Origin of the sequence: [Mycobacterium] stephanolepidis (assembly GCF_002356335.1) — a bacterium.
Lineage (GTDB): Bacteria > Actinomycetota > Actinomycetes > Mycobacteriales > Mycobacteriaceae > Mycobacterium > Mycobacterium stephanolepidis.
The window spans coordinates 73,301-89,921 of the sequence record NZ_AP018165.1 but is presented as its reverse complement, the minus strand read 5'-3'; the positions used below and the strand labels follow the sequence as shown (position 1 = coordinate 89,921).

Below are 16,621 nucleotides of genomic sequence, written 5' to 3'. Positions count from 1 at the left end.
CATCACCAACCGCGAAATCCTGCCGATGCCGCCGCACAATATCCAAATACGCACAAAAATCGGCGATCTTCGAATCCCGATCCAAAATCTCCTTACCCGAATCAACCATCACACATCGCGTTCACTCGGGCCGCCGCTCGCCGACTCAATTCCCTGCGCACCCGCAGCGTCGACTTCGGTGAACGCGTTGACGGCTTCGTGCAACTTGCCGCGGTAGTCGCCGACGTAGCCGCCCCAATCACGCATGTTGTCGGCGAGCTGATCCAGCCGCTGCCTAACACTCGCCATCTGTTCGGCATGCTCGGCACCGAAGGACTGTGCGTTCATCTCCGTCGAGCGCACGTGCTCGGCCGCCTTGCCCAACCCCTCGGCGGCACGGCCCCACTTGCCGGCCAATTCGGTAACCCCATCAGTGTCCAGGTACATGTCCCCTCCTACTGATACTTGAATCGAGTGCTACGAAACTCCCAGAAGTCGTCCTCGGCGTCCCAACCGGCTTTGTCCCCCAGTTTCAGCGGTGGCTGCTTGGGCGGCTCCTCCTCGGCGAAATCCGTGTCCGTCTTCTCGCGCGCAGCTCGTGCCTCGGCCTGTCGTGACTCCTCGGCCAGAATCGCGGCGAAGCTTCGATCGATATCTGCTTGCCGAACCTCGGCGTCGCGGGCGAATTCCAGCCCAAGCTCATAAAACTGGTCCGCGTAACCCTTGCCCGTCCCCGATCCTTTCCGGCCAAACCGGCGCCTTGTCGAGTTACTTCAACTACCCCTATGACGCCGCGGGCGTGGATACGGTTCCATCGATTTTTCGGCGCGATCACACGGTCCCCAGGGCTACTGCCTACGGCAGAGATGGTTACGGATCTATAACAATCTTGAATGTCGGGCGTGTTCGCACTTCGACACGCCCGATGGCTGTCGCGAGCAACGCTCAGTGACTGAAGCGCAGGAGCTCTTCGGGGGTGATCAGTCGCTCGTTCTTCGCAGGGAAGCTATGACTCTTCATGGGATGACGGAGCAGTGACCAGGCAATTCGGCCAACCCATGTCTTCGTAACGGGTGTGTTGGGCACGAGAACATCTCCTGCGTCGGCAAGCTTTCAGAACCAGGCAGTAGCATAACGCAAATCCCGACCTAGATCACGTGTCACACCGACAACAAGCAAACATGTCAGGTAACACGAGGTGAAATCGCCCGGAGCTACCGATCCCCGCGGGTCCGGCAACGCCGGCCAGAGAACTCAGCGCTGCGGTGCGGCAGTCGGCTTGATCGGCGCGGGCAGCGCCGTCTCACCGGTCAGATACTCGTCCACCGCAGCAGCGGCGGAGCGGCCCTCGGCAATCGCCCACACAATCAGCGACTGGCCACGGCCCATATCGCCTGCCACGAACACACCGTCCACCGACGTCGCGTACGCACCGTCACGCGCCACATTGCCGCGGTCGGTGAGTTCCACGCCCAGGCTCTCGAGCAGGCCCGGCTTCTCCGGGCCGACGAATCCCATCGCCAGGAAGACGATGTCGGCTTCCAGCTCGAAGTCCGAGCCCTCGACCTTCTCGAACTTTCCGGCGTTGAAGACAACCTCGTGTGCCCGCAAGCCGGTCACCTTGCCGTCTTCACCGAGGAACCGCTCGGTATTGACGGCATAGATCCGCTCGCCGCCCTCTTCGTGCGCGGAGGCCACCCGGAACAGCGTCGGGTAGGTCGGCCACGGGTCGCGCTCGGAACGGAGCTCGGGCGGCTTGGGCATGATCTCGAACTGCTGGATGTTTGTCGCGCCCTGGCGGTGTGCGGTGCCCAGGCAATCAGCTCCGGTGTCACCACCACCAATGATGATGACGCGCTTGCCCTTTGCGGTGATCGGGGGCTGCCCGTCCTCGTCCACGACGTCGTCGCCCAGCTGCACCTTGTTGGCCCATGGCAGGTACTCCATGGCCTGGTAGATGCCCTCGAGCTCGCGTCCCGGAACCGGAAGGTCACGCCAGGCCGTCGCTCCGCCCGCGAGCACCACCGCATCGAACTTCGCGCGCAGCTCATCGGCCGTGATGTCGACGCCGACGTTCACTCCGGCCTCGAAAACCGTGCCCTCGGCCCGCATCTGGTCCAACCGCCGGTCGATGTGGCGCTTTTCCATCTTGAACTCGGGAATGCCATATCGCAGCAGACCACCGATGCGGTCGGCCCGCTCATACACAGTGACGTCATGTCCGGCACGCGTAAGTTGCTGTGCCGCAGCCAAGCCGGCCGGGCCCGAGCCAACGACGGCGACCTTCTTGCCGGTCTTCACCTCGGATGGGATGGGCTTGACCCAGTCGTTTTCGAAGGCGTTGTCGATCAGTTCGACCTCGACCTGCTTGATGGTCACCGGGTCCTGGTTGATACCCAGCACACACGACGCCTCACAGGGCGCGGGGCAGAGCCGGCCGGTGAACTCGGGGAAGTTGTTGGTGGCGTGCAGCCGCTCGATGGCCTCACGCCAGTTCCCGCGGTACACCATGTCGTTCCACTCGGGAATCAGGTTACCTAGGGGGCAACCCTTGTGGCAGAACGGAATTCCGCAGTCCATGCATCGCGATGCCTGCGTTTGCAGGGCCGTGTGCTCGAAGTCTTCGTAGACCTCTTTCCAGTCGAGCAGCCGCAGCGGCACAGGACGCCGCTTGGGCAGTTCGCGGGTGGTGTGAGTCAGAAAGCCGCTTGGGTCACCCACGAGCTGCCGCCATGATCGCCTCGTTCACATCGCCTCCGGTCAGCTCCGCGTCGGCAATGGCCTCCAACACGCGACGGTAGTCGCGAGGCATCACCTTGACGAAGGAGTCGCTTTGGCCGCTCCAGTCGGCCAGAATGCGTTGTCCGACAGCAGAGTCGGTCGCCGCCACGTGCTTTTCGATCAGGCTGCGCAGCACCTGCTCATCGTCAGGGTCCAGCGCGTCCACATCGACCATCTCGTCGTTGAGGTTGTCCACCAGCTGTTTGGCCGGGTCGTACACATAGGCCACACCGCCGGACATACCCGCGGCGAAGTTGCGCCCGGTCGGGCCGAGCACCACCACAGTGCCACCGGTCATGTACTCGCAGCCGTGATCGCCCACACCCTCGACGACAGCGGCTGCACCCGAGTTACGCACCGCGAACCGCTCGCCCACCAATCCGTTGAGGAAGGCCTCACCGCTGGTGGCGCCGAACAGAATGACGTTTCCACCGATGATGTTCTTCTCGGCCTCAAAGCCTGCCGGTGCCTCGCGGGACGGGCGCACCGCGATGTGCCCTCCAGACAGGCCCTTGCCCACATAGTCGTTGGCATCGCCGAACAACCGCAGCGTGACGCCGCGCGGCACGAATGCCCCGAAGCTGTTCCCCGCCGAGCCGGTGAAGGTGATGTCGATGGTGTCGTCCGGAAGTCCCTCGCCGCCATAGGCTTTGGTGACCTCGTGACCCAGCATGGTGCCGACAGTCCGGTTGACGTTGGTGATCAGCGTCTCGAATTTCACCGGAGTGCCGCGATCGAGGGCCTCCCGGCTCATCACGATCAGCTGCTGGTCCAGCGCCTTCTCCAGGCCGTGATCCTGCGAACCACTGCAGTACAGATCCTGGTTCATGAACGCCGATTCCGGCTCCGTCAGCACCGGGGTCAGATCGATCTTGCTGGCCTTCCAGTGCGCAATCGCCTTCTCGGTATCCAGTGCGCCAACCTGGCCGACGGCCTCGTTGACGGTGCGGAAACCGAGCTCGGCCATCAGCTCCCGGACTTCCTCGGCGATGAATAGGAAGAAGTTCTCCACGAACTCCGGCTTGCCGTTGAACCGCTCACGCAGCACGGGGTTTTGCGTGGCCACACCCACCGGGCAGGTGTCCAGGTGGCAGACGCGCATCATGATGCAGCCCGAGACGACCAGGGGAGCGGTCGCGAAACCGAACTCCTCGCCGCCCAGCAGCATGGCGATCATCACGTCGCGACCGGTCTTGAGCTGGCCGTCCACCTGCACGACGATGCGGTCACGCAGACCGTTGAGCAACAGCGTCTGCTGTGTCTCGGCCAGACCCAGCTCCCACGGCGCACCCGCGTGCTTCATGGAGGTCAGTGGGGTGGCACCCGTGCCGCCGTCGTGCCCCGAGATGAGCACCACGTCGGCGTGGGCCTTCGAAACACCCGTGGCAACCGTGCCAACACCGTTCTCCGACACCAGCTTCACGTGGATACGCGCCTGCGGGTTGGAGTTCTTCAGATCGTGGATCAGCTGCGCCAGGTCCTCGATCGAATAGATGTCGTGGTGCGGCGGCGGGGAGATGAGTCCCACGCCGGGTGTGGAGTGCCGCACCTCGGCCACCCACGGGTAGACCTTGTGCGCGGGCAGCTGCCCACCCTCGCCGGGCTTGGCGCCCTGCGCCATCTTGATCTGGATGTCGGTGCAGTTGCTCAGGTAGTGCGAGGTCACACCGAACCGGCCGGAGGCCACCTGCTTGATGGCACTGCGGCGCCAATCGCCGTTCTCATCGGGTGTGAACCGACGCGGATCTTCTCCGCCCTCACCGGAGTTCGATCGAGCACCGAGGCGGTTCATCGCGATCGCCAGCGTCTCGTGCGCCTCGGCAGAGATGGAGCCGAAGCTCATCGCGCCGGTCGAGAAACGCTTCACGATCTCGCTGGCGGGCTCCACCTCGTCCAGCGGAACCGGGGCACGCCCGGTGTCTTCGGAGGACTTGAACTTCAGCAGACCGCGCAGCGAAGCCATCCGCTCGCTCTGGTCGTCGACCAACTGGGTGTACTCCTTGAAGACCGAGTACTGGCCGGTCCGGGTGGAGTGCTGCAGCTTGAACACGGTGTCGGGGTTGAACAGGTGGTACTCGCCCTCACGTCGCCACTGGTACTCACCACCGACTTCCAGCTCCCGGTGCGCCCATTCTTCGGGGCGCTCCAGGAAGGCCAGGTGATGGCGGGAGGCAACATCGGCGGCGATTTCGTCCAGGCCGATACCGCCTGTGGGGCATGCCAATCCGGTGAAGTACTCGTTCAGCAGCTCCGGTGACAGGCCGATGGCCTGGAAGAGCTGGGCACCCGTGTAGGAGGCCAGGGTCGAGATGCCCATCTTGGACATGACCTTGAGCACACCCTTGCCCGCAGCCTTGATGTAGTTGCGGATCGCCTTGTCGCGCTCCACACCCGAGATCATGCCGCGGTCGATCAGATCCTCGATGGACTCGAAGGCCATGTAGGGGTTGACCGCGGCCGCGCCAAAACCGACCAGTGCCGCCACATGGTGCACCTCGCGGGCGTCTCCGGCCTCGACCACCAGGCCGACCTTGGTACGGGACCGCTCGCGAACGAGGTGATGATGCACCGCGGCAACAGCCAACAGTGAAGGGATCGGCGCCATCTGATCGTCCGACTCGCGATCGGACAAGATGATCACCTGGGCGCCGCCCGCGATGGCCGCGGAGACCTCCGCGCGCACCGACTCCAGGGCGGTCCGCAGTCCCGCACCGCCCTCGGCAACCGGGTACAGGCAGCGAATCACGCGGCTGGAGAAGCCGTGCGGACGCCCGTTGACCTCGTCTGCGGGGTCGAGGTGGATGAGCTTGTCCAGCTCGTCGTTGTGCAACACCGGCTGCGGCAGCAGGATCTGGTGGCACGACTCGGCGGTCGGGTTCAACAGATCGCCCTCGGGGCCGATCACACCGCCGAGGCTGGTGACGACCTCCTCGCGGATGGCATCCAGCGGGGGATTGGTGACCTGCGCGAAAAGCTGCTGGAAGTAGTCGAACAGCATCCGGGACCGGTTGGACAGCACCGCAATCGGGGTATCGGTGCCCATCGAGCCGAGGGCCTCGGCGCCCGTGCGGGCCATCGGGGCCACCAGGAGGTTGATCTCCTCGTAGGTGTAGCCGAATACCTGCTGACGCAACACGATCCGGTTGTGCGGCATGTGCTGGTGTGGACGATCCGGCAGCTGCTCCAGGCGCACCAGACCCTCGTCGATCCACTTCTGGTACGGCTCGGCCGCAGCGAGATCCGCCTTGACCTCTTCATCGGAGACGATGCGGCCCTGGGTGGTGTCCACCAGGAACATGCGACCGGGCTGCAGGCGAGTGCGCTGCACGACGGTGGACGGGTCCAGGTCCAGCACGCCCGCCTCGGAGGCCATCACGACCAGTCCGTCGCTGGTTACCCAAACACGGGACGGCCGCAAGCCGTTGCGGTCGAGCACGGCGCCGACGATGGTGCCATCGGTGAAGCAGACCGAGGCCGGTCCGTCCCAGGGCTCCATGAGGGATGCGTGGTACTCGTAGAACGCGCGGCGCTGCGGGTCCATGGACTCGTGCCGCTCCCAGGCCTCGGGGATCATCATCAGCACCGCGTGGTGCAGGGGGCGGCCACCCAGGTGCAGCAGTTCCAGTGCCTCGTCGAACCGCGCCGTGTCCGAGGCACCGCGCGTACAGATGGGGAAGATCTTGTCGAGCTGGGCGGGATCGCCGAACGCATCGGTCTTGATGAGCGCCTCACGGGCCCGCATCCAGTTCTCATTACCCGCGACGGTGTTGATCTCACCGTTGTGTGCCACTCGGCGGTAGGGGTGCGCCAGGGGCCAGGACGGGAAGGTGTTGGTGGAGAAGCGCGAATGCACGATGCCCAGCGCACTCTCGACGCGCTCGTCCTGCAGATCGAGGTAGAACGCCCGTAGCTGGGGAGTGGTCAGCATGCCCTTGTAGACGAAGGTGCGACCGGAAAGGCTTGGGAAATAGACGGTTTCCTCGCCGAGGCTGCCCCGACCCGATCCCTGGTTGCCCAGCTCGTGCTCGATGCGCTTGCGCACCACGTAGACGCGCCGTTCCAGATCGATACCGGAAGCGCCGGAGATGAACAGCTGCCGGAAGGTGGGCATGGCGTCGCGGGCGAGGGCGCCCAGCGATGAGTCGTCGTGAGGAACCTCACGCCAACCCAGAACGGTCAAACCCTCTGCCTCGACGATCTTCTCGACGGCCTCGCATGCTGCCGCCGCATCCTTGGACCCTTGGGGCAAAAACGCGATGCCCGACGCGTAGCTGCCCTCGGCGGGCAGTTCGAAGTCCACAACAGCGCGGAAGAACTTGTCCGGGATCTGCAGCATGATTCCGGCGCCGTCACCGCTATTGGGCTCGGCTCCCGCGGCACCGCGGTGCTCCAGGTTCAGCAGTGCGGTGATGGCCTTGTCCACGATGTCGCGGCTGCGCCGGCCGTGCATATCCACGACCATGGCGACACCGCACGCATCGTGCTCATAGGCCGGGTTGTAGAGCCCGGTCGCGGGGTGTGGCATGGCTGCTCGTCTCGTCTCCAGGGCCTCCCTGGGTGCATAGGCTGTATGCACCCGTCAATGCCCTCCTCGAAGGTGCCTCACAGACCGGCACGGGGTGGTGCTCAAACCCCGGGGCTGGCCCGTTGGCCCTTGTCCGTAGCGTCCTTCTCGGCCGTCTGCTGGGTGTGCTCGCGGTGACGATGTGGCACCCACCGGACACCGTTGACCAGCGGATCTCGTGCCCCGACGCGACAAGTAATCAAAACGATATGTCAGGAACCCCAGTGGACGCCAACTCGGGTGGTTAGATGGCGCGACACCTGGCGGCGTCGTTCTCTCAACGTGTAGGTCAACGCCCGTTTCCTCGATAAACGTCCCCAGACCCCCGCATCGGACACCGAGTCTTTTTCGACCCCCGTTCAGTGATTTACAATCTCCGCTATCACGTAAGCGCGCTCGGTGCGCAGGATTCGGAGGATGCATGACATCCGGCAGTGCACAGCGCAACAGCCTGGTGGTGGTGACCGGCGGCGGAAGCGGCATCGGCCGCGAAACCGCGTTGGCCTTCGCCCGCCAGGCCGCGCGTGTCGTTGTCGCCGATATCAACCTCGACACTGCCAACGAGACCGTCGGACTCGTCGAGAAGCTGGGCGGCACCGCCCACCCGTATGCCCTGGACGTATCCGACGAGAGCGCCGTGACCGCATTCGCCGACGAGGTCTGCGCCACGCACGGGGTGCCGGACGTCTTGATCAACAACGCCGGCATCGGCCAGGCCGGACGATTCTTCGACACTCCCTCCGCGGACTTCCAGCGCGTGCTCAACATCAATCTCAACGGAGTCGTTTACGGCTGCCGCGCGTTCGGCCCTCGGATGGCCGCGCGCAAGAGCGGTCATATCGTCAACATCTCCAGTGCCGCCGCCTACACACCAATCCCCGAGATGGGCGCCTACGCCACCAGCAAGGCCGCAGTTTTCATGTTCTCCGACGTGCTGCGCGGCGAGCTCGCGCGCGCCAAGGTGAAGGTCAGCACCATCTGCCCGGGCATCGTCAACACGAACATCATTCGCACCACTCAGTTTTCCGGCCTGTCGGCCGAGGACGAGGCCAAACGGCAGCAGCAGGGAGCGGGGCTGTACGCCAAGCGCGGATACGGCCCGGAGAAGGTGGCCAAGGGCATCGTGAATGCCGTCCTCAAAGGCAAGTCGGTTGTCCCGGTCACCCCGGAAGCACACATGCAGTACCACCTCAGCCGCCTGGCCCCGGCGCTGAACCGGTTCTTCTGGGGCAGCCTTGGCAATAAACTCAACAAATAGGAGGACACCATGGCGCGCAACACAACTGAGGCCACCGGCCTGCACGTCGTACCCACCGAACCGGGCGAGGTGGTGCTTCGCCCACGCAATGTCCAGTTCGACACCAGCCACACGCCGCTGCACTGGATCCCCAACGAGCCCATCGTCTCGCACTTCATCTCTGCCTTCAATCTCCTTCTGCCGGAGGGTGAGCGGGCATTCGTCGACACCTTCACCCGCGCGTTGCCGTATGTGAAGGACGACAAGATCCGCGAGGCGATGATCGGCTTCATGGGTCAGGAGGCCGTGCACGCCGAGACCCACAGCAAGGTGCTGGGCGATTTCCTGGAGAAGAACGGTATCGACGTCGCTCCCGCGATCACCCAGATCGAATACATCACCCACATGCTCGAGCGCACCAACGAGCTGCGCAGCGAGAAGCTCCGGTACCGCGTGATGGTGGAGAAGCTGGCCCTCATCGCGGGCATCGAGCACTTCACCGCGGTACTCGGCGACTGGGTGCTCAACCACCCCTTCGAGAAGTTCAACGCCGACGCGGAGATGGTTGACCTGTTCCGCTGGCATGGCGCCGAGGAGGTCGAGCACCGCAGCGTCGCGTATGACGTGGCCCGGTACTTCCAGATCCGCCGCGGGCACATGATGCTGACCTTTGTGCTGGCCACCATGCTGCTGGTGGGTGTGATGCTGCGCTACACCAAGTTCTTGGTGCGGCAGGACCCGTCGCTGCCCAACTACGGCGTCTTCGGCGTGCTGCGACAGATGAACAAGGCCATGAAGCGGGGAGCGTTCCTGCGGTGGCGTGAGCTGGCCAAATCGGCCATGGAGTTCATGCGTCCCGGCTTCTCACCCGATCAGGTGGGCAGCACGGCACAGGCGGTGGCATACCTGAGTACGTCACCCGCCGCGAAGGCCGCGGCCGGCTACTGATGTTCGATCGCTTCCGCCGCACGCCGCAGCCCACCCCCAAGCGCACGCGGCCCTCGCTGCCGCCGACGCTGTACGGCACCCTGCCGGTGTCGCCCACGATCGCACTCGGGAGCCTGCTGTTCCCGGTCGCGGTCCGGGCCATCGGTGCCCTGCTGATTCTCAAGAAACCGCCCGAGAACCACGTCGACCGGACGCTGACACTGGTGGTGAAAGACCGCTGGATCGAGGCGAAGGATCAGGACGTCGCCAGCCTGGTGCTGGCCGCGCCCGACGGCGAACGCCTTCCGCCGTGGCATCCCGGCGCACACCTGGATCTACTGCTGCCGTCGGGCCGGATGCGGCAGTACTCGCTGTGCGGCGATGTCTCCGACCCGTACCACTACCGCATCGCCGTGCGTCGTATCCCCGAGGGCGGCGGTGGCTCCATCGAGGTGCATGAGGCGCTCCAGATCGGCGCCACCGTCTCGATCCTCGGACCGCGCAACGCCTTCCCACTCGCGATGACCCAGCCCGGACCGCGCAAGCTGCACTTCGTGGCCGGCGGCATCGGCATCACACCGATCCTGTCCATGATCGCCTTTGCCGAGCAGCTGGGTAAGCCATGGACCATGGTGTACACCGGCCGGAACCGCGATTCGCTCCCGTTCCTCAACGAGCTCAAACGCTTCGGCGATCGGGTCATCGTGCGGACCGACGATCAGTCGGGTCTGCCGACCGCCAATGACCTGCTGCCCGAGGTGGGCGAGAACGATGCGGTGTACTGCTGTGGTCCCGCACCGATGCTCGCCGTCCTGCAGCGACGCCTACTCGAAATGCCCTCGGTGGAACTGCATTTCGAGCGATTTGCCGCTGCACCCGTGGTGGATGGGCATCCCTTCGAGGTACAGCTGGGCGCCGGTGGGCCGGTGCTCGAGGTGCCCGCCGATCGCACGGCGCTGGACGTCATCAAGAAACGGCTGCCGCATGTGGCGTACTCGTGCCAGCAGGGTTTCTGCGGCACCTGCAGGGTGAACGTGCTCGCGGGCACCGTCGACCATCGAGACCAGATCCTCACCGAATCTCAGCGTGACGAGGGACAGATCCTGACCTGCGTATCGCGCGGGGAAGGACGCTTGGTTCTGGATCTGCCCGCCGAGTAACACCTCTACGCCGAGGCCGAGATTGTGGCGAATGTGTGCCAGACGTATGCGCCATAACCTCGGTCTGGGCGAGCCGTTTCCTCATCGGGTTCACCGAGCGTTCATCGGTTCCCTGGAAACTGGCCCGATGCGCATCTCCCACGCAGTCATTGCCCTCACATCGACGCTGATCCTGGCCCTTGCTCCGTCCGCGGCGGCCGCGCCGCCCTCGGACGCTCCCGAGGTGCCTGTCGGCGAGATCGCCAAGACCGGCGGCGCCAACCGCACCCAGGGCGGACGTGACGGCGACAAGGCCGCAGATCTGCGGAACTCGGTGCAGGGCCGCAACGCCAAGAACGTCATCCTGCTGATCGGTGACGGCATGGGGACCTCGGAGATCACCTCGGCGCGCAACTACCAGCACGGCGCCGCCGGGACCCTTCCCGGACTCGACGCGCTGCCCATCACCGGCGAGTACACCACGTTCGCGCTTACCAAGGACGGTCCCGAGAAGGGCAAGCCGGACTACGTGACCGACTCGGCTGCCTCCGGCACCGGGTGGGCGACCGGGACCAAGACCTACAACGGTGCCATCTCGGTGGACCTCGACGGCAAGCCCCTGGACACGATCCTGGAAATCGTGCAGAAGCAGGGATTCGCGACCGGAAACGTCACCACCGCCGAGCTGCAGGACGCCACCCCGGCGGTGCTCACCGCCCACGTCGTCGATCGGGACTGCAAGGGCCCCAAGGAGACCCTCGAGAAATGCGCGGGCAATGCCATCGACAACGGCGGCAAGGGCTCCATCTCCGAGCAGCTGGTGGCCACCCGTGCCGATATCAGCCTCGGCGGCGGCGGTAAGTACTTCGACGAAACCATCACCGCCGGCGAGCACAAGGGCAAGACCTCACTGGATGTCGCCAAGGCGGCTGGGTATCAGCTGCCCACCACCGCAGGTGATCTGAACAAGGTGGGCAGCCTGGACAATCCGGTGCTCGGTGTATTCGCGAAGGGCAACCTGCCGGTGCAGTGGGACAAGGTGCCCGCGGCGGTCCCCAACGGCGGCAAGCTGCCCGCAACCACCTGCCGGCTCAACCCCGAGCTGCCCAAGGACCAACCACAGCTGTCCACGATGACTACCAAAGCCATTGACCTGCTGGTGAACTCGAAAAAAGGGCAGGACAAGGGCTTCTTCCTGCAGGTGGAGTCGGCGTCGATCGACAAGCAGGATCACGCGGCCAACATCTGCGGTCAGATCGGTGAGACCATCGCGCTCGACGAGGCCGTCGCGGCCGCCCTGGACTTCGCCCGCAAGGATGGCAACACCCTGGTCATCGTGACCGCCGATCACGGGCACTCCTCGCTCATCGTTCCCGAGGACTTCGACAACCCCACCGCTCTGTCGGTCGCGGTGAAGACGGCCGATGGCGCCACCATGCGGATCATGTACCCGACAGCGCCGGAGGGGGAGTCGCAGACGCACACCGGAACACAGGTACGCATCGCCGCCTACGGACCGGGCGCCGCGAACGTCTCCGGCCTCACCGATCAGACCGACAACTTCAACACAATCGTCGGAGCGCTGCTCGGATCCAAGAGCCCCGATGCCTCCAACGGGCCGTCCTGGTGGCTCGCCGGAGGGATCGCCGTCATTGCAGCCGCTCTGGGTGCCGCCGCCACGTTCTTCCTGGGCAGACGCGGAGCCTGACAGCCACGCGTATCGGGCTCGAACAGCCGAGTGGGAATCTCGCGAGGAGAATCGGCCGGATTTCCTCGCGAGATTCCCACTCGATGACCTGAGGCCTACGCCACCAGCCGCTTCGGGTTGTCGATCACCGAGTAGTCACTGGCATCCCCGGAAATCACCCGACTGCTTTCACCGTTGACACCCACCGGCACATCACCGGCCAGGGTGACGCGATGCATCCGGCGCCGTTGGTCGCCGTAGTCGGAGACGGCGTAATGCTGGGTGGCGCGGTTATCCCACATCGCGACGTCGCCAAGCTCCCAGCTCCATCGAATCGTGTTCTCCAGCCAGGTGATCCGATCCTGGAACATGCGGAACAGTGCCTGCGATTCACTGCCGCTCACATCCAGAATCCGCTTCACGAAGTTGCCCAGCAGCAGCGCCTTCTCGCCCGTCTCGGGATGCACCCGAACCACCGGGTGGTGCGCCTCGAAATGCGTCGACCCGAACTCGCGCACGTACTTGGATCCGGACCCCGCCTTGGCCAGCAGCTCGGCCACCTTCGCGGGATCGACTTGGGCGTAATCGAATTGGTTGTTGTGCATGGCCCACAGATTGTCCGCCAACTCCTGCAGAGCCTTGGGCAGCTGCCGGTAGGCCGCCACCGTGGAGGTCCATGTGGTTGTTCCGCCATAGGGAGGCAGCTCCACTGCCCGCAGGATCGAGGCCTTCGGAATCCGGTCCACGAAGGTCACATCCGTATGCCACTGGTTGGCGCGGCCACCCTCCTCCGAGTCGAGCCGCATCACACGCTCTCCGTCGAACTTCAACGTGGGGTGCGCCGACGTCGGCACGCCCATACAGCGCGCGAACGCGAACTGCGCTTCGTCGTCGAGGTGGTGCTGTCCACGGAAGAAGATCACCTTGTGCTCCAGCATGGCCTCGTTGATGGCACCTGCCGTCTCGACGTCCACTTCGCCGAGGCGCACTCCGTCGATACGGGCGCCGATGTTCTCGCCCAGCTTCACCACACGTACATCGCTGCTCATGACCCGCTCCTTCTTCCAGATAATTCAGTGTAGTCAAATGACTACACCAGCTCATCCGCTACTGTACACACATGACTACACCCGAGGCAACGGACACCAAACCCGTGGGCAAGGAAGAAGTAGTAGAGGCCGTTCTGAATGCCGCCGCCGAGCTCTTCGCCGAGAAGGGGCCCGCCGCGGCATCCATCCGCGAGGTCGCCGCCCGCGCCGGGGTGAACCACGGCCTGGTGCACCGCCATTTCGGGAGCAAGCGCCAGCTGCTGGCCTCCACGCTGCAACACCTTGCCGACACCGGGGCGGCACTCCGCGAAACCGGGGCATCCCCTTCGGACCTGGAGGCCGCACACGATCTGCAGCTGCGGGTGATGGTGCGCTCCACGCTCGACGGATTTCCCATCGAAGAACTCCAGGAACGCCGACCGGGCATGGAGTGGCTACTCGAACAGATACGCCCCGGTCACGCGGACGAGCGTGAGGCCCGACTGGCGGGAGCCCACGCGATTGCCCTGCAGCTCGGCTGGCGACTGATGGGGCCCAGCCTGCGTGCCGGTTTCGGCCTGGACGACATGTCCGATGCCGACATCCGCGCAGAGGTCGCCGGGCAAGTCGCCAAGCTCATTACACCTCAATAGATTCCACTACGCGACGGGTTGCGCCTCGGGAAACACCCACTGGCCGTCGAGAATCTGCGACTGCGCGCGGTACAGCCTGACCATGTAGTTCCAGCCCGGCGTGATCGGCAGGCAGTTCACCGTGGTGTCCGTGCACCCACCGAACTGCACCGTGGTATCGCCCCCGGCGCCGCGTCGCGCGGTGATGTTGTTGAGTGAGTAGGCATTACGGGAGTTCGGCGTGAAATACCCGTCCTTGTTGTAGACGGTGACCGACCAGAATCCATCTACCGGTACCTGCCCGACCGTCAGTCGATACACCGTGGTGCCGTCATTCTTGGCGGGGTTGACATTGAGGTAGAGGGCGTCTTTCTCGGGATTTCCGCCCCATGCCGAGGCGGTACCGATCAGATGGCGGACCGGGTCGGTGGTTGCCCTCGTGCCGAACGTCGCCTTGGTATCGGGGAGTGTCGCGGCCAGCTGGAGCAGGCCTTCGCGCACCTTCTGTTGACTTGCACTGTCCCATTTAGGGATATCGAAACTCCCCGGGCGTTCTTGTTGTGCCGCCACAGCGTCCTGCAGGGCATGGACCTCCGCGAGGTCCGCGGGATCACCAGGGTTCACCAGGGTCCGCACGGCAGCGGCTACATACCGGGTTCCGGTCTGTTCCTTGGTGATTGTGTGCTGGCCCTTCCCGTAGAAGACGGCCGGCACGTAGTGGTCTTCGGTGATCACCTGCAGCGACATGAACCGCTGCCCCGGGTCGGGCATCGAGATGGTCACCGGACCCGCGTCGAGGTCGAACACCGCCGACGAGTAGAGGGTGTCGCGGTTCTGACGGATTACCAGCTGCCGATCCAGCGGTGACAACTCGCGGATGTGATGGAAGGAGCCGAAGCCGCCGTCTTTCACGATGTTGCCGAAATACAGGTCCGACTCCGCCCGCACGAAGTTGTCGGGGGTGACAACGATGGCGCCGTCGGATGTGCGCCGCTCAGGAAACGGTGTGCCCGGTGTGTCGGCGGGGGCCGCCGTCGGCGGGTGCGCGGAGCATCCGACGAGCACTGCCGATAGTCCGACCATCACACCTGCCGCAAGCCTGTTCATGGCCTCGAAGCTACTCGCCGAGCGCTCGACTCAATACGATTCAGCAGGTAGGACCATCCTCGCCCGCGATATCGCGGAGGGTTTGGAAGAAGTCGGCGCGCTGCCCCGCCGAGATGTCCGCGAGCAGGCGCTCTTCGGCCTCGCGCGCCAGTACGTCGGCCTGTTTGAGTAGCACCGCCCCGGACCGGCTCAGTTGAGCGGGGCGGGCACGGCCGGAGTCCACGGTGTCCGGCCGTGATACCAAACCGGCGTCCTGCAGCGCCTGCAAAACGGTGTTCATCGACTGCGGGGTCACATCCGTCGCACGGGCCAGGTCCGCATTGGACCAGCCGGGGTTCTTGGACAACACCCGCATGCAGACGTACTGAGGGAATGGCAGATTCAGTGGCGCCAACGCCGCCGTGATCTCCGAACGCAACGCCGCCGAGACGCGGTACATCAACGCACCGAGCGGCTGCCATTCCTGCTCATCCATATCAGTCATGTTGACACAGTTACCATCCTCCCGCTGAGCGGCCCCGGAGCGCCCTCGACGGCATGTCGCGTTGCTACCCTTGATCGATGGCAGCAACCAGTTCGCCCGACGAACCGAATCTTGCTGCCACCAGCTGGACGATCCTCGGCATGCTTTCCTACGAGGAAGAGGTCTCCGGCTACGACATCAAGAAGTGGGCGGATTGGAGTATCAGCTACTTCTACTGGAGCCCCTCCCCGGTGACGCGCGCGCCCTCGGTAACCAGACGCACGAGCGAGGTGCCCGTCCAGAGCGGAATCCCCGCACGCAGCACCCCGGCAAACAGTCCGGCCGCCAGGGCCTGCCCACCAGCCAGGTAGCGCCGACCCAGTACCGCCCCGCCGACTCCTTGCGCGACTCGTTTCACGATGAGCGGCAAGGCCTTACGGGGCAGCCGTGCCATCAGGTTCATCCATCGATAGTCGGCGCTGGTGACGGGCATCGGGACCGCGGGGGGCTTCATGACGCCCGGTTGCAGTCGGTTTCGGTACTTGCCCAGCACGGATGCATCGAACGGGCGGCATTCGCAGGTGCGCCCGACCGGGCTGCCGCCGGGCTCTTCGGGGTGGTAATCCGCGTAGTCCCGGCACCAGGTGAAGCGCATCGGTGTCAGTCGCGTCAGCATTTCGACGGTCGCCGACTCGTGCTCGAGGAACCCGTCACTGCGCGCTTCCGGCGCGGTTCCGGCGACCACCGATCGCAGATAGGCGCGCGCCTGCGCCAGGGTGTCTCCCGTGCGGGCTGCCCTCAGCATCGGACTCGCCGGGAGCCACAGGGCTCCTCCCGAGCGGGCGGTAGACCCACCCACGTAATGCGACTTCTCGACGATCAGCACCGACAATCCGAGCTCACCGGCCGCTAGCGCGGCGGCCATTCCCGTTCCCGCACCGACCACCAGCAGATCGACCTCGGTGTCGGCCGTGACGGTTCCGGCCGGAATCAGCCCGTGGGGTGCTGATGCCATCTGTACGTACCTCCGTCGAATTGGTGTGAACGTCCGCGAGGCTATGCCGACAGTCCCTCGCG

The 16,621-nt window shown here is 64.8% G+C and carries 11 protein-coding genes and 2 pseudogenes; 6 read left to right on the top strand and 7 right to left on the bottom strand.

Annotated features, from left to right (window positions below; translation table 11 throughout):
- Positions 1-108 precede the first annotated feature (108 nt).
- The 3 genes from MSTE_RS00460 to gltB all read right to left on the bottom strand — a co-directional run bounded on the left by MSTE_RS00460 (position 109) and on the right by gltB (position 7,285).
- Complete coding sequence (locus MSTE_RS00460) at positions 109-426, bottom strand: type VII secretion target (protein WP_096498322.1); 318 nt, start codon at positions 424-426, stop codon at positions 109-111.
- Positions 427-1,233: 807 nt separating this feature from the next.
- A complete protein-coding gene (locus MSTE_RS00450; RefSeq protein WP_096498321.1) occupies positions 1,234-2,700 on the bottom strand; it encodes a glutamate synthase subunit beta in 1,467 nt (488 codons plus the stop codon).
- On the bottom strand, positions 2,693-7,285 hold the full coding sequence (gltB, locus tag MSTE_RS00445) for a glutamate synthase large subunit (protein ID WP_096498320.1): 4,593 nt from the start codon (positions 7,283-7,285) through the stop codon (positions 2,693-2,695). The genes MSTE_RS00450 and gltB overlap by 8 nt, the downstream gene beginning before the upstream one ends.
- Before the next feature lie 460 nt (positions 7,286-7,745).
- Here gltB and MSTE_RS00435 point away from each other — a divergent pair, with 460 nt between their 5' ends.
- The 4 genes from MSTE_RS00435 (at position 7,746) to phoA (ending at position 12,335) form a co-directional block, all read left to right on the top strand.
- A complete protein-coding gene (locus MSTE_RS00435) occupies positions 7,746-8,582 on the top strand; it encodes an SDR family NAD(P)-dependent oxidoreductase (RefSeq protein WP_096498318.1) in 837 nt (278 codons plus the stop codon).
- A gap of 9 nt (positions 8,583-8,591) precedes the next feature.
- Positions 8,592-9,509, top strand: a complete 918-nt coding sequence (locus MSTE_RS00430) for a metal-dependent hydrolase (RefSeq protein WP_096498317.1) — start codon at positions 8,592-8,594, stop codon at positions 9,507-9,509.
- Complete coding sequence (locus tag MSTE_RS00425; protein WP_096498316.1) at positions 9,509-10,648, top strand: PDR/VanB family oxidoreductase; 1,140 nt, start codon at positions 9,509-9,511, stop codon at positions 10,646-10,648. The genes MSTE_RS00430 and MSTE_RS00425 overlap by 1 nt, the downstream gene beginning before the upstream one ends.
- Before the next feature lie 127 nt (positions 10,649-10,775).
- The gene (gene phoA / locus MSTE_RS00420) at positions 10,776-12,335 is read left to right on the top strand and encodes an alkaline phosphatase (protein WP_096505263.1); all 1,560 of its coding nucleotides are present in this window, start codon (positions 10,776-10,778) and stop codon (positions 12,333-12,335) included.
- 95 nt (positions 12,336-12,430) lie between these two features.
- On the opposite strand, the gene MSTE_RS00415 is transcribed toward phoA, so the two are convergent.
- Entirely contained in the window at positions 12,431-13,363 is a 933-nt protein-coding gene (locus tag MSTE_RS00415; protein WP_096498315.1) for a TauD/TfdA dioxygenase family protein, read from the bottom strand.
- A gap of 71 nt (positions 13,364-13,434) precedes the next feature.
- Between MSTE_RS00415 and MSTE_RS00410 the strand changes: the two genes are divergently transcribed.
- Positions 13,435-13,995: a TetR/AcrR family transcriptional regulator gene (locus tag MSTE_RS00410; protein ID WP_096498314.1), complete on the top strand. Its 561-nt coding sequence runs from the start codon at positions 13,435-13,437 to the stop codon at positions 13,993-13,995.
- A gap of 6 nt (positions 13,996-14,001) precedes the next feature.
- Here the strand turns inward: MSTE_RS00410 and MSTE_RS00405 are convergent, their stop codons facing one another.
- Positions 14,002-15,081, bottom strand: a complete 1,080-nt coding sequence (locus MSTE_RS00405) for a DUF1254 domain-containing protein (RefSeq protein WP_167455668.1) — start codon at positions 15,079-15,081, stop codon at positions 14,002-14,004.
- Between the two features lie 40 nt (positions 15,082-15,121).
- Positions 15,122-15,556: a MarR family winged helix-turn-helix transcriptional regulator gene (locus MSTE_RS00400; RefSeq protein ID WP_070951733.1), complete on the bottom strand. Its 435-nt coding sequence runs from the start codon at positions 15,554-15,556 to the stop codon at positions 15,122-15,124.
- Between the two features lie 86 nt (positions 15,557-15,642).
- Between MSTE_RS00400 and MSTE_RS00395 the strand changes: the two are divergent.
- Positions 15,643-15,789, top strand: a pseudogene (locus MSTE_RS00395) (PadR family transcriptional regulator); the annotation flags it as partial.
- A gap of 2 nt (positions 15,790-15,791) precedes the next feature.
- On the opposite strand, the pseudogene MSTE_RS00390 reads toward MSTE_RS00395, so the two are convergent.
- Positions 15,792-16,559: pseudogene (locus MSTE_RS00390) on the bottom strand (FAD-dependent oxidoreductase); the annotation flags it as partial.
- Positions 16,560-16,621: the final 62 nt, after the last annotated feature.

What these genes read in the sequence shown, in the direction of transcription:
- MSTE_RS00460 (WP_096498322.1), bottom strand. Translation starts at nt 426, where the DNA reads ATGTACCTGGACACTGATGGGGTTACCGAATTGGCCGGCAAGTGGGGC.
- gltB (WP_096498320.1), bottom strand. Translation starts at nt 7,285, where the DNA reads ATGCCACACCCCGCGACCGGGCTCTACAACCCGGCCTATGAGCACGAT.
- MSTE_RS00435 (WP_096498318.1), top strand. Translation starts at nt 7,746, where the DNA reads ATGACATCCGGCAGTGCACAGCGCAACAGCCTGGTGGTGGTGACCGGC.
- MSTE_RS00430 (WP_096498317.1), top strand. Translation starts at nt 8,592, where the DNA reads ATGGCGCGCAACACAACTGAGGCCACCGGCCTGCACGTCGTACCCACC.
- MSTE_RS00425 (WP_096498316.1), top strand. Translation starts at nt 9,509, where the DNA reads ATGTTCGATCGCTTCCGCCGCACGCCGCAGCCCACCCCCAAGCGCACG.
- phoA (WP_096505263.1), top strand. Translation starts at nt 10,776, where the DNA reads ATGCGCATCTCCCACGCAGTCATTGCCCTCACATCGACGCTGATCCTG.
- MSTE_RS00415 (WP_096498315.1), bottom strand. Translation starts at nt 13,363, where the DNA reads ATGAGCAGCGATGTACGTGTGGTGAAGCTGGGCGAGAACATCGGCGCC.
- MSTE_RS00410 (WP_096498314.1), top strand. Translation starts at nt 13,435, where the DNA reads ATGACTACACCCGAGGCAACGGACACCAAACCCGTGGGCAAGGAAGAA.
- MSTE_RS00405 (WP_167455668.1), bottom strand. Translation starts at nt 15,081, where the DNA reads ATGAACAGGCTTGCGGCAGGTGTGATGGTCGGACTATCGGCAGTGCTC.
- MSTE_RS00400 (WP_070951733.1), bottom strand. Translation starts at nt 15,556, where the DNA reads ATGGATGAGCAGGAATGGCAGCCGCTCGGTGCGTTGATGTACCGCGTC.